Origin of the sequence: Streptomyces sp. MCA2 (genome assembly GCF_023544705.1) — a bacterium.
GTDB lineage: Bacteria > Actinomycetota > Actinomycetes > Streptomycetales > Streptomycetaceae > Streptomyces > Streptomyces decoyicus.
Genome location: NZ_JAMJFM010000013.1, coordinates 167038 through 181559, shown reverse-complemented (window position 1 = coordinate 181559; position 14522 = coordinate 167038). Strand labels below are relative to the sequence as shown.

At 72.9% G+C, this 14522-nt stretch carries 10 protein-coding genes; 9 read left to right on the top strand and 1 reads right to left on the bottom strand.

The window, feature by feature from the left end; genetic code table 11:
* Positions 1-3 precede the first annotated feature (3 nt).
* From M8I34_RS13820 to M8I34_RS13785, 8 genes are all read left to right on the top strand, one after another.
* On the top strand, positions 4-861 hold the full coding sequence (locus M8I34_RS13820) for a deoxyribose-phosphate aldolase (protein ID WP_250049752.1): 858 nt from the start codon (positions 4-6) through the stop codon (positions 859-861).
* 76 nt (positions 862-937) lie between these two features.
* Positions 938-1831 (top strand): 5-deoxy-glucuronate isomerase, encoded by an 894-nt coding sequence (iolB, locus tag M8I34_RS13815; RefSeq protein WP_250049747.1) that lies wholly within the window; start codon positions 938-940, stop codon positions 1829-1831.
* Entirely contained in the window at positions 1828-3744 is a 1917-nt protein-coding gene (gene iolD, locus M8I34_RS13810) for a 3D-(3,5/4)-trihydroxycyclohexane-1,2-dione acylhydrolase (decyclizing) (protein WP_250049746.1), read from the top strand. Before iolB ends, iolD begins: the two co-directional genes overlap by 4 nt.
* 36 nt (positions 3745-3780) lie before the next feature.
* A complete protein-coding gene (locus M8I34_RS13805) occupies positions 3781-5274 on the top strand; it encodes a CoA-acylating methylmalonate-semialdehyde dehydrogenase (RefSeq protein WP_250049745.1) in 1494 nt (497 codons plus the stop codon).
* Positions 5275-5521: 247 nt separating this feature from the next.
* Complete coding sequence (locus M8I34_RS13800; RefSeq protein WP_250049744.1) at positions 5522-6694, top strand: hypothetical protein; 1173 nt, start codon at positions 5522-5524, stop codon at positions 6692-6694.
* Positions 6695-6849: 155 nt separating this feature from the next.
* Entirely contained in the window at positions 6850-9549 is a 2700-nt protein-coding gene (locus M8I34_RS13795; protein ID WP_250049743.1) for an alpha/beta fold hydrolase, read from the top strand.
* Positions 9546-10406: an ABC transporter permease gene (locus M8I34_RS13790; RefSeq protein ID WP_250049742.1), complete on the top strand. Its 861-nt coding sequence runs from the start codon at positions 9546-9548 to the stop codon at positions 10404-10406. The genes M8I34_RS13795 and M8I34_RS13790 overlap by 4 nt, the downstream gene beginning before the upstream one ends.
* A gap of 144 nt (positions 10407-10550) precedes the next feature.
* On the top strand, positions 10551-11030 hold the full coding sequence (locus M8I34_RS13785; protein WP_250049741.1) for a hypothetical protein: 480 nt from the start codon (positions 10551-10553) through the stop codon (positions 11028-11030).
* Between the two features lie 34 nt (positions 11031-11064).
* On the opposite strand, the gene M8I34_RS13780 is transcribed toward M8I34_RS13785, so the two are convergent.
* On the bottom strand, positions 11065-12084 hold the full coding sequence (locus M8I34_RS13780) for an esterase family protein (protein WP_250049740.1): 1020 nt from the start codon (positions 12082-12084) through the stop codon (positions 11065-11067).
* Positions 12085-12352: 268 nt separating this feature from the next.
* Between M8I34_RS13780 and M8I34_RS13775 the strand changes: the two genes are divergently transcribed.
* Entirely contained in the window at positions 12353-14455 is a 2103-nt protein-coding gene (locus M8I34_RS13775) for an FUSC family protein (RefSeq protein ID WP_250049739.1), read from the top strand.
* Positions 14456-14522 lie beyond the last annotated feature (67 nt).

Below are 14522 nucleotides of genomic sequence, written 5' to 3'. Positions count from 1 at the left end.
GCGCTGCGGGCCCGTCACCCCGAAGCCGTCGCGGAGGCCGCCGCCCGGCGCACCCGTCGTCCGCTCCTCGGGGACAGTGGCCGGCTGATGATCGTCGCGGCCGACCACCCGGCCCGTGGTGCGCTCGCCGTCGGAGACCGGCAGCTGGCCATGGCCAACCGCCTCGATCTGCTCGAACGCCTGGTTCTTGCGCTGTCCCGGCCCGGTGTGGACGGGGTGCTCGCCACCGCCGACATCCTGGAGGACCTGCTGCTGATCGGTGCCCTGGAGGGCAAGGTCGTCATGGGGTCCATGAACCGCGGCGGCATCGCCGGTGCCTCCTTCGAGATGGACGACCGGTTCACCGGCCACCGTCCGCAGGACCTCGCCCGGCTCCGCTTCGACGCCGGCAAGCTGCTGCTGCGCATCGACTACAGCGATCCCGGTTCGCTCACCACCCTGGAGGCCACCGCCCGCGCCATCGACGCGATGGCCGAGCGGCAACTGCCCGTCTTCGTCGAGCCGTTCCTCTCCTCCCGGATAGAGGGGGCGGTCCGCAACGACCTCAGCGCCGAGGCCGTCACCCGCTCGGTGGCCATCGCCTCCGGCCTCGGCGGCACCTCCGCCTACACCTGGCTGAAGCTGCCGGTCACCGACGACCCCGATGCCATGGCCCGGGTCTGCGAGACCACCACCCTGCCGACGGTGCTGCTCGGCGGCGACATCGGCAGCACCGTCCAGGACCAGGAGGCCGCCTACGAGAAGTGGCGCAAGGCGCTGCGGCTGCCGACGGTCCACGGCCTGGTCGTCGGACGCTCTCTGCTCTACCCGGCCGACGGTGATGTCGCGGCGGCCGTGGACACCGCCGTGGGGCTGCTGTGACGACCGCCGTAAGCCTGCTGTGAACACCACCGAAGGCCTGCTGTGAAGACCGCGATTTCCGCAGGAGACTCGAGATATGAGCACTGAATTCCACCTGAAAGCCGGAGCGGCGGCGGACGGCCCGTACGCGCTGGACATCGACCCGAAGCGGGCGGGCTGGGCCCGCTCCTCGCTGCGCGTCCTGGACCTGCCGCCCGGGGGCCGGCACTCCTTCGCCACCGGCGACAGCGAATGGATCGTGCTGCCGCTGTCCGGCGGCTGCACGGTGCTGACCGACGGCGGTGACGCCTTCGAACTGACCGGCCGGGAGAGCGTGTTCGGCGGTGTCACCGACTTCGCGTACGTACCGCGCGACGCCCAGGTCCGGATCGGCACCGTCGACGGTGGCCGCTTCGCGCTCACCGGTGCCCGCTGCGACCGCGCTCTCCCCGCCCGCTACGGCGCCGCGTCCGACGTCCCCGTGGAGCTGCGCGGCACCGGCAGCTGCTCCCGCCAGGTCAACAACTTCGGTGCGGCGGGCAGCTTCGAGTGCGACAAGCTCATCGCGGTGGAGGTGCTCACCCCCGGCGGCAACTGGTCGTCCTATCCGCCGCACAAGCACGACGAGTGCCGCCCCGGCGAGGAGTCCGAGCTGGAGGAGATCTACTACTTCGAGATCGAGTCCGCGCACGGCACGGAAGGCGTCGGCTACCAGCGTGTCAGCCCTTCCGGGCACGGCCGGGGCACCGATGTCCTGGCCGAGGTCCGCAGCGGCGACGCGGTCCTGATCCCCGACGGCTGGCACGGCCCGTCGATCGCCGCCCCCGGTCACGCCATGTATTACCTCAATGTCATGGCGGGCCCCGGGGAGACGCGTGAGTGGCTGATCTGCGACCACCCCGACCACGGCTGGATCCGCGGCACCTGGCCCGGTCAGCCCGTCGACCCCCGCCTCCCCCTCTACGAAGCGCCCGCAGGAGACGCCCGATGAACGCTCCGACGACCCGCCGGCTGACGGTCGCGCAGGCCCTGGTCGAGTTCCTTGCCCACCAGTACACCGAGCGCGACGGCCGCCGGCACCGCCTGATCAATGCCTGCTGGGGCATCTTCGGCCACGGCAATGTCGCCGGTCTCGGCCAGGCCCTGCTGGAATCCGGTGCCGCGTCCCACCAGGGGGCAACCCCCGGACCCCCGGCGCTCCCGTACCTCCAGGGCCGCAACGAGCAGGCCATGGTGCACGCCGCTGTCGGCTACGCCCGGCAGTGCGACCGGCTCTCCGCCCAGGCCGTCACCACGTCCATCGGCCCCGGGGCCACCAACCTCGTCACCGGCGCCGCGCTCGCCACCGTCAACCGGCTCCCGGTGCTGCTGCTGCCCGGCGACGTCTTCGCCACCCGCCCCGCCGACCCCGTCCTCCAGCAGCTCGAAGTGCCCTCCGCCGGAGACCTCTCCGTCAACGACGCGCTGCGCCCGGTCTCCCGCTACTTCGACCGCGTCACCCGGCCCGAGGCGCTGATCCCCGCCGCCCTCCAGGCCATGCGGGTGCTCGCCGACCCCGTCGACACCGGCGCGGTCACCCTCGCGCTGCCGCAGGACGTCCAGGCGGAGGCGTACGACTGGCCGGTGGAGTTCTTCGCCGACCGGGTCTGGCGCGTCCCCCGGCCCGCCCCCGACGCCGACGCCCTCGCCGATGCCGTACGCGCCCTGCGCGGCGCCCGCCGGCCCCTGGTCGTCGCGGGCGGCGGGGTCCACCACAGCGAGGCGGAGGACGCGTTGTGCGCCTTCGCCGACGCCACCGGCATCCCCGTCGCGTCCACCCAGGCCGGCAAGGGCTCGCTGCGCCACGACCACCCCGCCGACGTGGGCGGCATCGGCCACACCGGCACCGCCACCGCCGACGCCCTCGCCCGCGAGGCCGACCTGGTCCTCGGCGTCGGCACCCGCTACACCGACTTCACCACCGCCTCCTCGACCCTCTTCGCCGAGCCCGGTGTCCGCTTCGTCAACCTCAACATCGCGTCCTTCGACGCCCACAAGCTCGCCGCCGCCTGTCTGGTCGCCGACGCCCGCGCCGGGCTCGAAGCGCTCACCAAGGAGCTGTCCGGCCACCGCGTCGACGCGGAGTACGAGTCCGCCTACCGGGCGGCGAAGGCGGACTGGGAGCGCCGGGTGGACGCCGCGTACGCCGCCGAGGACGCGTCCGTACGGCCCTCCCAGACGCAGGTCCTCGGCGCCCTGGACGCCGTCGTCGACGACACCGACGTGATCATCAACGCGGCCGGTTCTCTCCCCGGTGACCTGCACAAACTCTGGCGCGCCCGGTCCCGCAGGCAGTACCACCTGGAGTACGGCTACTCCTGCATGGGCTATGAGATCCCCGCCGCGATCGGCGTCCGGCTCGCCGCCCCCGACCGGCCGGTGTGGGCGCTGGTCGGCGACGGTACGTATCTGATGAACCCCACCGAAATCGTCACTGCGGTACAGGAGGGCATCAACATCACCCTCGTCCTCATCCAGAACCACGGCTATGCCTCGATCGGCGGGCTGTCCCAGGCGACCGGCGGTGAGCGCTTCGGCACCGACTACCGCTTCCGCGCCGAGGACGGCACGTACACCGGTGCGCCGCTGCCGGTCGATCTGGCGGCCAACGCCGCCTCGCTCGGTATGCAGGTGCTCCGTGCGGCCACCGTCGGTGAGCTGCGCGCCGCGCTCGCCGAGGCGCGGGGCGCGAACCGGCCCACATGTGTCTATGTCGAGACCGAAACGGCCGACACTGTGCCGGGCGCGCCGGAGGCCCAGGCCTGGTGGGATGTTCCTGTTGCCGAGACCGCGACACGTCCGGCGGCGGTGGCTGCCCGTGAGGCGTACGACCGGCACACCGCCGGGCGCCGTCGCCACCTCTGACTCCGCTCGAAGTCGTCACCCAGAAAGGCCCTCCGCATGAAGACCCTCAGCCACTGGATCGGCGGGAAGCCCGTCGAGGGCGTCTCCGGCAACTTCGGCCCGGTCTACAACCCGGCCACCGGTGTCCAGGAGAAGCAGGTTGCCTTCGCCTCGGTCGACGAGGTCGACGCGGCCGTCCGCGCGGCCAAGGAAGCCTTCCGGACCTGGGGCACCAGCTCCCTGGCCAAGCGCACCTCGGTGCTGTTCAAGTACCGCGAGCTGCTCGACGCGCACCGCGAGGAGATCGCGCAGCTGATCACCGCCGAGCACGGCAAGGTGCACTCCGACGCGCTCGGTGAGGTGGCCCGCGGTCTGGAGATCGTCGAGCTGGCCTGCGGCATCCCCGAGAAGCTCAAGGGCGAGCTGTCCACCCAGGTCTCCACCCGCGTCGATGTCTCCTCGATCCGCCAGTCCCTCGGGGTGGTCGCCGGCATCACGCCGTTCAACTTCCCGGCGATGGTGCCGATGTGGATGTTCCCGCTCGCCATCGCCTGCGGCAACACCTTCGTCCTCAAGCCGAGCGAGAAGGTGCCCAGCGCCGCCTTCAAGCTGGCCGAGCTGGCGGCCGAGGCGGGGCTGCCCGACGGCGTGCTGAACGTCGTCAACGGCGACAAGGTGGCCGTCGACGCCATCCTGGAGCACCCGGACATCGCCGCGGTCTCCTTCGTCGGCTCCACGCCCATCGCCCGCTACATCCACACCACGGGCACCGCCAACGGCAAGCGCGTCCAGGCGCTGGGCGGCGCCAAGAACCACATGCTGGTCCTGCCGGACGCCGACCTCGACCTGGCCGCGGACTCCGCGATCAACGCCGCCTACGGCTCGGCCGGCGAGCGCTGCATGGCGATCTCCGTCGTCGTGGCCGTCGGCGAGACCGCCGACCCGCTGATCGGCAAGATCAAGGAGCGCGCCGACCAGCTGCGGATCGGCCCCGGCGACGACCCGGCCTCCGAGATGGGCCCGCTGATCACCAAGGTCCACCGTGACAAGGTCGCCTCGTATGTCTCCGGTGCCGCGGCCCAGGGCGCCGATGTCGTCATCGACGGCACCGGCTTCACCGTCGAGGGCTACGAGGACGGCCACTGGATCGGCGTCTCCCTCCTGGACAACGTCACGCCGGAGATGGACGCCTACCGCGACGAGATCTTCGGCCCGGTGCTGTCCGTGGTCCGCGTCGGGACCTACGACGAGGCCATCGCGCTGATGAACAACTCGCCGTGGGGCAACGGCACCGCGATCTTCACCCGGGACGGCGGCGCGGCCCGCCGCTTCCAGATGGAGGTCGAGGCCGGCATGGTCGGCGTGAACGTGCCGATCCCGGTGCCGGTCGGCTACCACTCCTTCGGTGGCTGGAAGGACTCGCTCTTCGGCGACCACCACATCTACGGCAACGACGGCGTGCACTTCTACACCCGCGGCAAGGTCGTCACCACCCGCTGGCCCGACCCGTCCGACGGCGGCATCAACCTGGGCTTCCCCAGCAACCACTGACGGACTCTGACGGACCCTCTGACGGGCCTTCTGACGGACCCCCTGCCGGCCTCCCGCCGTCAGGGGGTCCGGCATGTCGGCGCAAGGGGTGACAGGTCGGGGCGGCAGCTGTGCAAGGGGCGCAAGAACCCGCAGGTCCGGGGGGAGACCGCGGCCCGGCGCGTTGCTACGGTGCTCCCTCGCGGAGCATCGACACAAACCGGGGGACCACATGCAGCAACCCATGCAGCAACCCATGCAGCAACCCATGCAGCAACCCATGGCGCTCATCAAGGGCGTCCGCATCACCGGCGGGGCATTCTGCCTGCTGTTCTTCCTGTTCACGGCCTACTGGCTGGCCGTGGACCTCAGCGAGTTCGGCATCGACGGCCTCTGGGATGCCTGGACCAGCCAACGCGCCGGCACCAACCAGGTCACCACCGCCTTCCATCTCGGCCTCGCCGCGGTGCAGGTGGCGGCGGTGTTCGCGGCCTTCGCCGGTCAGCGGGTGGCCGGCGGGCTGCTGGCCGTCGCCACCACCCTCACCTTCGCCACCGCCCTTCAGGCCTTCGTCGCCACCGGCATCCACACCAGCGACAACCGCTGGTTCCTGCACGCGGAGAACGACACCACGACCTTCGACGGCGTTTTCATCGGCAGCGCCTTCCTGTTGCTGCTGTCCTTCACCGCCGGCATCGTGCTGCTCGCCGGTATGCGCTCCTGGCCGCGCCGTACGCCCGGTGACCCGCCGATGCGCCCGGCCCGGACGGCCGGCGTGGTGGCCGGTCTGCTGCTCGGCGTGATGGCGCTGGTGTGCCTGGTCTGGCAGGTCTACTGGCTGGTGCAGGGCGGCACCGGCTCCCTCGGCATGTATTACCTCGGCAAGGGCGTCCTCAGCGCGCTGCTGAGCCTGGCTCCCGGCTGGTCCTCCGTGGTCTTCCTCGTGCTGAGCGCGGTGGCCGCGCTCAGCAGCCTGATGCGCGGTGCCGCGGCCCGCGGCCTGGCCTTCGGGCTGTCGATCGTGACGCTGCCCGGCGCCCTGGTGACCGTGATCGCGCTGGCCGGCGACGGCTCCCTCTTCGAGACCCGCTCCACGCCGGGCCTGACCGTCCTCTCCGACATCGGGCTGCTGCTCGACCTGTTCGGCTCGGCGGCGCTGCTCGTCCTGATGGGCCGCGGCGAGCCGGCCGCCCCCGCCTGGTACCCGCCGTCCCCGGCTCCCCAGTTCGCCGCCCCCGGCTTCGTCCCGCCCGGCCCGCAGGGCCCGCCGGCCTGGCAGCCGCCCGCCGGCCCGGTGCCCCCGGTCAGCGGCCCGCCGATGCCGCCGGCCGGTGCCCCGCCGATGCCGCCCGGCGCGCCGATGCCCCCGGCCGGTGCCCCGCCCATGCCGCCCGGCGCCCCGCAGCCCCCGCAGGGCGGGTTCGGGCCGCCGCAGTACTGACGGGCGGGCAGCGCCCCTGTTCCGGGGGCCGTGGTCCCGCCGGGCCCGTACCGCATCCGCGGTACGGCGGCGGCGAACCCTACTCCCCGGGGAGGTCACCGGGCTCCCCCCGGGGTACCGGCGGCCCGCTCCGGTCCGTACCTAGGATTCACGGTATGGATCTCCGAGGTGTCAGACCGCGCGGACGGCGCTTGTACGCCACCGTGGGTGCGCTGGCCGTCCTCATAGGAGGCGGCACCTGGACGGCCGCCTCCTCGGACGCCGCCCCTGCCGTGCACCGCGCGGACCGGGTGATGACGATGCCCGACCGTCCCGGCAGCAAGAAGGAAGTACGGATCGACACCTCCTTCTTCACCGCCGGGGGCTCCCGCGGGCGGCGGCCCGCGGTGCTGCTCGCCCACGGCTTCGGCGCCACCAAGGACACCCTCCGCCCCCAGGCCGAGAAGCTGGCCCGGGACGGATACGCCGTCCTGACCTGGTCGGCGCGCGGCTTCGGCAAGTCCACCGGGAAGATCGGGCTGAACGACCCGCACGGCGAGGTCGCCGACGTCCGCCGGCTGATCGACTGGCTGGCCGAGCGCCCCGAGGTGCGGCTCGACAAGGCCGGCGACCCCCGGGTGGGCGTCGCCGGCGGCTCGTACGGCGGCGCGATCTCGCTGCTGGCGGCCGGCTACGACCGGCGCGTCGACGCCATCGCCCCGCAGATCACGTACTGGAACCTCGCCGACGCCCTCTTCCCCCACGGCGTGTTCAAGAAGCTGTGGGCGGGGATCTTCTTCACCACCGGTCCCGCGGGCACGTCCGGCGGTGCGCCGGGCGCCGCGCCCACGGCGCCCGGCGGCTGTGTGCGCTTCGAGCCGGAGCTGTGCCGGACGTACGAGCGGGTCGCCGTCAACGGCAGACCGGATGACGCGGCCCGCCGGCTGCTGGAGTCCCGCAGTCCGTCCGCCGTCGGCGACCGCATCAAGGTGCCGACCCTGATCATGCAGGGCCAGACGGATTCGCTGTTCCCGCTCGACCAGGCCGACGCCATGCAGCGGGCGATCCGCAAGAACGGCGCGCCGGTCGACGTCGACTGGATCGCCGGCGGGCACGACGGCGGGGACCGGGAACTCGCCCGTCTGGAGGCCCGGACGAAGGACTGGTTCGACCGCTATCTGAAGGGCGACAAGCACGCCGGCACCGGGCCCGCGTTCCGCATCAGCCGCACCGGGGGAGTGGACTCCACCGACGGCGCGGTGCGCCTGCGCGGGGCGAGCGCGGACCGCTACACCGGCCTGGAGAACGACCCCCGGCGGATCCGGCTCGCGGGCCGCCCCCAGACCTTCAGCAACCCGGCCGGCGCCGGACCGCCCGCCATCTCCGCGGTGCCCGGCGTGGGCGCGCTCGGCAACCTCGCCTCGGCCGGCGCCGGCGGCCTGTCCCTGGACTTCCCCGGCCAGTACGCCGCCTTCGCCTCGGCGCCGCTGCGCACCCCCGTCCATCTCACCGGCAGCCCCACCGCCACCGTGCACCTGCGGTCCAGCTCCCGGGACGCGGTGTTCTTCGCCAAGGTCTACGACGTCGCCCCGGACGGCCGCCGCCAGGTGCTGCCGTCCCAGCTCGTCGCGCCCTACCGCGTCAAGGACGCCCACGACGGCAGGACCGTGCGGCTGCGGCTGCCCGCCGTCGACCATGACCTGGTGGCCGGCCACCGGCTGCGGCTGGTGCTCTCCGCCACCGACCTCGGCTACGCCTCACCGGCCGAACCCGCCACCTACCGCGTTTCCCTCAAGGGCGGCACCCTCAGCGTGCCCACGGCGCCCCAGGTGCGCAGCGCGGCCGCACCGCTGCCGGCCTGGACCTGGCAGCTGCCCGCCGGGGCCGCGGCAGTCGCCGCGCTGCTGCTGCTCACCGCCCGCCGCAGGAGCGCGGCGCCCGCCCCCGACCCGGCGCTGGCCGAGGTCCCGCTCCAGATCAGCGACCTGAGCAAGCGCTACGCCAAGTCGTCGGACCGGTATGCCGTACGGGACCTCACCTTCCGCGTCGAGAAGGGGCAGGTGCTGGGCCTGCTGGGGCCCAACGGCGCCGGCAAGACCACCACGCTGCGGATGCTGATGGGCCTGATCCGGCCCGACGAGGGCGAGATCAGGATCTTCGGGCAGGCCGTCCGGCCGGGCGCCGAAGTGCTGTCGAGGGTCGGTGCGTTCGTCGAGGGCGCCGGCTTCCTGCCGCATCTGTCCGGCCGCGCCAACCTCGAGCTGTACTGGCAGGCCACCGGGCGGCCCGCCGCCGACGCGCATCTCGACGAGGCCCTGGAGATCGCCGGTCTCGGCGACGCCCTGCAACGCGCCGTGCGTACCTACTCCCAGGGCATGCGGCAGCGGCTCGCGATCGCCCAGGCCATGCTCGGCCTGCCGGATCTGCTGATCCTCGACGAGCCGACCAACGGGCTCGACCCGCCGCAGATCCGTGCCATGCGCGAGGTGATGATCCGCTACGCCGCCGACGGACGCACCGTCATCGTCTCCAGCCATCTGCTGTCCGAGGTGGAACAGAGCTGTACGCATCTGGTCGTCATGGACCACGGGCAGCTCATCCAGGCCGGTCCGGTCGCCGAGATCACCGGCTCCGGCGACACCCTGCTGGTCGGGGCCGCGGGAGCGGTGAGCGACGCCGCGGTGGAGAAGGTGGACGCGCTGCCGGGGGTCGTCTCGGCCGTACGCGCCGAGGGCGGTCTCCTGGTACGGCTGGGCGGCGCCACCACCACCGAGCTGCTCACCGAACTCCTCCGGCTGGAGATCGCGGTGGACCGCATCGGCCCGCACCGACGCCTGGAGGACGCTTTCCTCACCCTGATCGGAGGTGACCGATGACCGCGAACGCCACGGCGCGGGCGCCGGGTTACCGCCCGCGCCGCACCCTCCCGCTGCGCGTCGAGGCGCGGCGCCAGCTGCGGCGCCGCCGCACGCTGGTGATCACCGCCGTCCTGGCGCTGCTGCCGTTCGTGCTGGCGCTGGCGTTCGCGATCGGCGGCGACCCGAACGGGCGCGGCAACGGCCGGATCACCCTGATGGACAGCGCCACCGCCTCCGGCGCCAACTTCGCCGCCACCGCCCTGTTCGTCTCCGCGGGCTTCTTGCTGGTGGTGCCGGTGGCCCTGTTCTGCGGTGACACGGTCGCGTCCGAGGCGAGCTGGTCCTCTCTGCGCTATCTGCTCGCAGCCCCGGTCCCCCGGGCCCGGCTGCTGCTGAGCAAGCTCACCGTCGGGCTGCTGTTCAGTGCCGCCGCGATGGTGCTGCTGCCGCTGGTCGCGCTGGGGGTGGGCACCGCCGCGTACGGCTGGGGCCCGCTGCAACTGCCCACCGGCGGCGCGCTGCCCGCGGGCGAGGCGGTGGGGCGGCTCGCGGTCGTGGTCGGCTATGTCTTCGTCAGCCAGCTGGTCACCGCGGCCCTGGCGTTCTGGCTGTCGACGGTGACCGACGCGCCGCTGGGCGCGGTCGGCGGCGCCGTCGGGCTGACCATCGTCGGCAATGTCCTCGACCAGGTCACCGCCCTCGGCAGCTGGCGCAAGGTGCTGCCCGCCCACTGGCAGTACTCCTGGGCGGACGCGCTCCAGCCCACGATGGAGTGGGCCGGGATGATCCAGGGCGCTGCGGTGTCGGTGGCGTATGCGCTGGTGCTGGGCGCGCTGGCCTTCCGGGGGTTCGCGCGCAAGGACGTGGTGTCGTGACGGCGGGTCTGCCCGGTGTCGTGACGGCGGGCCGGGCGCGGTGACGACGGCAGGACCGGGGGCCACGGCGGGCCGCAACCATTCGGTGCGGCCGGGTGTCTAGGTGGGCACAGCGTTCCAAAGCCCGAAGTCCGAGGACATCGCATGCTCCGTACCGCTTCGCGTAAGACCGCCGTCGTTGCCGCCGCCGGTGCCGCCGCGCTCGGCCTGACCCTCACCCTCGCCGCCTCCGGCCCGGCCGCCGCGGCCGCGCCCCCTCGGACGGCGACGGCCGCCGACACGGTCCGCACCGATCCCAACGGCCGGCACACCGCCGCCGAGATCCACCGCTTCCTGGCCTCCTTCTACGGTCATCACGGCCCCGGCGCCTGGGCGCGCGAGCACCAGGTCTCGGACTACCTCAAGGACCGTGCCGCCCACACCGAGGGCTATGACCTGCTGTTGTGCGCCCAGAACACCCCGCGGGAGATCACCATCGGCAAGGTGACCACCGCCCAGTCCGCCGCCGTCGGCTGGGCGACGGTCACCACCCTCTGGGACGGCGGGCAGCGCAGCTCCTTCACCGCCTATGTGGGCCTGGAATCCCGTCCGATCGTGCTTCAGGACGTCGACTGCGGGCAGTGAGGCGCACGGTGACGCCGGGGCCGGGCGCCCGCTGTCAGGCGGTCGGCCCCTGCATCCGCGCACTGACCCAGCGCATCGTGCCCTCGCCCAGACCCCGGACGTACGTCGCCGCGCTGTGCGTGCCGCCCGGCACGATCTGAAGCCGGGTGTGCACCGGACCGTGCCCGTACCGGTCGATGAACTTCCGCACCTTCGGCAGCACGGTGTGTTCCTGGGAGCCGTCCTGGAAGGCGAGGTGGACCGGCGGTCCGCCGCGCGCTATCAGACGGCGGGCCAGCACCTCCGGGTTGTTCTCCCGCTCCTCTTTGGCGTGGCCGTTCCACAGCGGTGAGTCGGGCACGATGTCCGGCCCGTTGGGGATCGCCACCTTGAAGGTGTCCGGGTGCTGGAGCACGTTCTTCAGGGCCGCGAACCCGCCCGAGGAGGAGCCCATGACGGCCCAGGCGTCACGGGTCCTGAGGGTGCGGAAGTTCTGCCGTACGAGATCGGGCACGTCCTCGCTGAGCCAGGTGCCCATCTTCGGCTGTCCCGGTATGTCGCTGCCGTCGTAGTACTGCTTGTCATCCGGGTTCAGTACGGGCATGACGACGATGAAGGGCAGGCTGCTGCCGTTCCTGGACCACTGGGCGAGGCTCTCCTCCAGCTTGAGGTCGGGGCCGGTCCAGTAGTTGGAGGGGAAGCCGTACGAGCCGGGCAGCGCCTCCATCACCGGGAAGCCCTTGTTCGCGTTCCGCTTCTCGTAGTACTCCGGCGGCGCCCACACCCACACCTTCCCGGTGAAGCCCGACTTCGGGCCGTGCAGGGTGGTCACGCCTATCGGGGTGTTCCGGCCGGCCCCGCCGACCCGGCTCTCCTCCTCGAAGCTGATCGGACGCGTGGGCCACTGCACCAGCGACCGCTTCCCCGGGGGCGTGGCGTGCAGCGCGGCGTCCGTCCGGGGGCCGCCGAACCGCAGAGAGGAGGCCTGGGTGGCGCCGGTGCCGCAGCCGGCCGTGGCGACGAGAACGGTCAGGGTGATCAGCGCGATCACCGGAGGGAACAGGGCTTTGCGCACGGGGTCTTCTCCTTGGCGGGCACCCGGGAGTCGTCCCGGCTGACCAGCAAGAGGGGGCCGGCGCGGGCCCTGGTTTCCCTTCCGGAGTGTCGCCTTCCTCGCACCGCTGCCCGGAATCCGGTCATCCCCTTTGTGACCTGGGACGTTTTACGCGCGCCGGAAGGGTGGATTACCAGGATTTTCCCGGTGGCGGGGCGGTGGGGCGCGCGGAGGCCACACCCGTTCCGGCCAGGCCTGAATGCCCGTCTTCGGCCCGTATCCTCTCGCTATGACCTGGTCGCGTGCGCTCAAGGAGGCCGCTCGCTCGGGGCTGGCCATCGAGCGGACCAAGCTCACCCCGCTGATCGCCATCCGGGGCGCGGCGGGCGTCGCCCTCGTCATCGGACTGTGCCTGTGGCGCGGCGATCCGACCCTCGCGGTGTCCGCCGCCTTCGGCGCGTTCTCCTCCGGGATCGTCACCTTCCAGCGCAGCATGCGGCCCCGCCCGGTGCTCGCCCTCGTCGTCGCCGGTGCGCTGGCGGTCTCCACCTTCCTCGGCTATCTGGCCGCCGCCCATCTCCTGGCCTTCCTGCTGCTGCTGGCCGGCTGGACCCTCCTGGCCGGGATGGCCTGGGCGATCGGCCCGGTCGCCGGGCTGATCGGCACCCAGACCGTGGCCATCATGCTGGTCACCGTCACCCTGCCGACGTCCGTCCTCGGCGCCCTGGAACACGCCGCCCTGATCTTCTTCGGCGGCCTCGTCCAGGCCACCTTGATCGTGGTCTTCCCGGTCCGCCCCTGGGGCGTCCAGCGCGATGCGCTCGCCGACGCACTGGCCGACGAGGCGGACTACGCCCGGCGGCTGCGGCACGACCCGGTCGCCCCGTTCGACCCGTCCCCCCTGATGGACGCCCGGCTCGCCTCCGAGGTGACCGCGCGTCAGGCCAGGCGCCGCCCCGTACAGCTGCACGGCCCCCGGGGACTTGCCGAACGCGTCCGGCCGGTCCTCGCCTCCCTCGCCGACCCGGTCGTCGGCCCCCCGCTGGAAGGGCCCGAACGCGAACGGGCCCGCGATCTGCTGGGCGCCGCCGCCACCGTCCTGGACGCCGTCGCCCACGCGGTACGGCACGCCGAACCGGTCCGGCTGCCCCCCGAGGCGATGGCCACCCTCGAAGTCCCCGCCACCGGCCCGATGCTGCACGGCGCCGCCCGCCGCTCCGCGTACCGCCTGATCTCGCTGCTCGCCGACGCCGTGGAGCTCACCGACGAGCCGGTGCGCGCCACCCGCCCCACCACCGAGGCCGAACGCGGCCATCTGCTGCGCCCCAGCGTCCCCCGGCTGGTGCCGGGCGCGCTGCGCTCCCTGCACCGCGAGACGCGCTGGTCCTCGCACATCCTCCGGCACGCCCTGCGGGTCGCCGCGGTCGCCGACGCCGGCTATCTGCTGGGCACCGTGCTCCCGTTCGGCCACGGCTACTGGGCGCCACTCGCCTCGGTCATGGTGATGCGCCCCGACTTCGCCCAGACCTACTCCCGCGGCATCGCCCGCTTCGCCGGCACCCTCGTCGGCGTCGCCGTCGCGGGCGTGCTGATGGCGCTGGCGCATCCGGACACCTACGTCAGCGCCGGGCTCGCCGTGGTCTGCGTCTGGCTGATGTATCTGCTGATGCGCACCGGCCTCTCCGTGACCTCGGCGACGGTGGCCGCCTATGTCGTCTTTCTGCTCGGCATCGCCGGTGCGGGCTGGGAGCAGACCGTCCAGGAGCGCATCGTGCTCACCCTCCTCGGCGGGCTGCTCGCGATGCTGTCGTACGCGCTGTTCCCCGCCTGGGAGACCCCCAAGCTCCGCGACCGCCTGGCCGAGTGGCTGGAGGCCAACGGGCGCTATGCACTGGCCGTTTTCGACCTGTATGCGCAGCCCGCCGAGCGCCGCCCCCGGCAGGTCCGCGACGCCCTGCTGGACTCCCGTGCCGCCCGCGTCGCCTGGGAGGAGAGCGAGGCCCGCGCCGAGAAGGAACCCGTACGCCACCGTGGTCTCTCCCTCGCCTCGGCGCAGGCGGCCAGTGCCGCGCTCGCCACGATGGGCCGGGTCACGATGATCCTGGAGGTCCATCTCCCCGAGCGGGACGCCGCGTCCTCGCCCGGTGCCACCGCCTTCGCCTTCGAACTGCGCTCCTCCCTGGAGGAGGCCACCCGCGCCGTGCGGGAGCGGGGCCAGGTGAACTGGAGTGATCTGCGGGCCGTATGGGAGAGGTGGGACGCGGAGGACGAGAGCCGCGGTGTCGCCCTGCGCGTCGCCGACCTCCAGCTCGACGCCCTCGACGATCTGGCGGAGGCGCTGTCCCGGGAGCCGGACGAACCCGGGGAGACGGAGAGCAACGGCAGCGGGTAAGGGGGCCGGGGACGGGCAGGAGCAGTGGTGAAGTACCGACGGGCCGGTGTAAGGGGAACCATTCCGG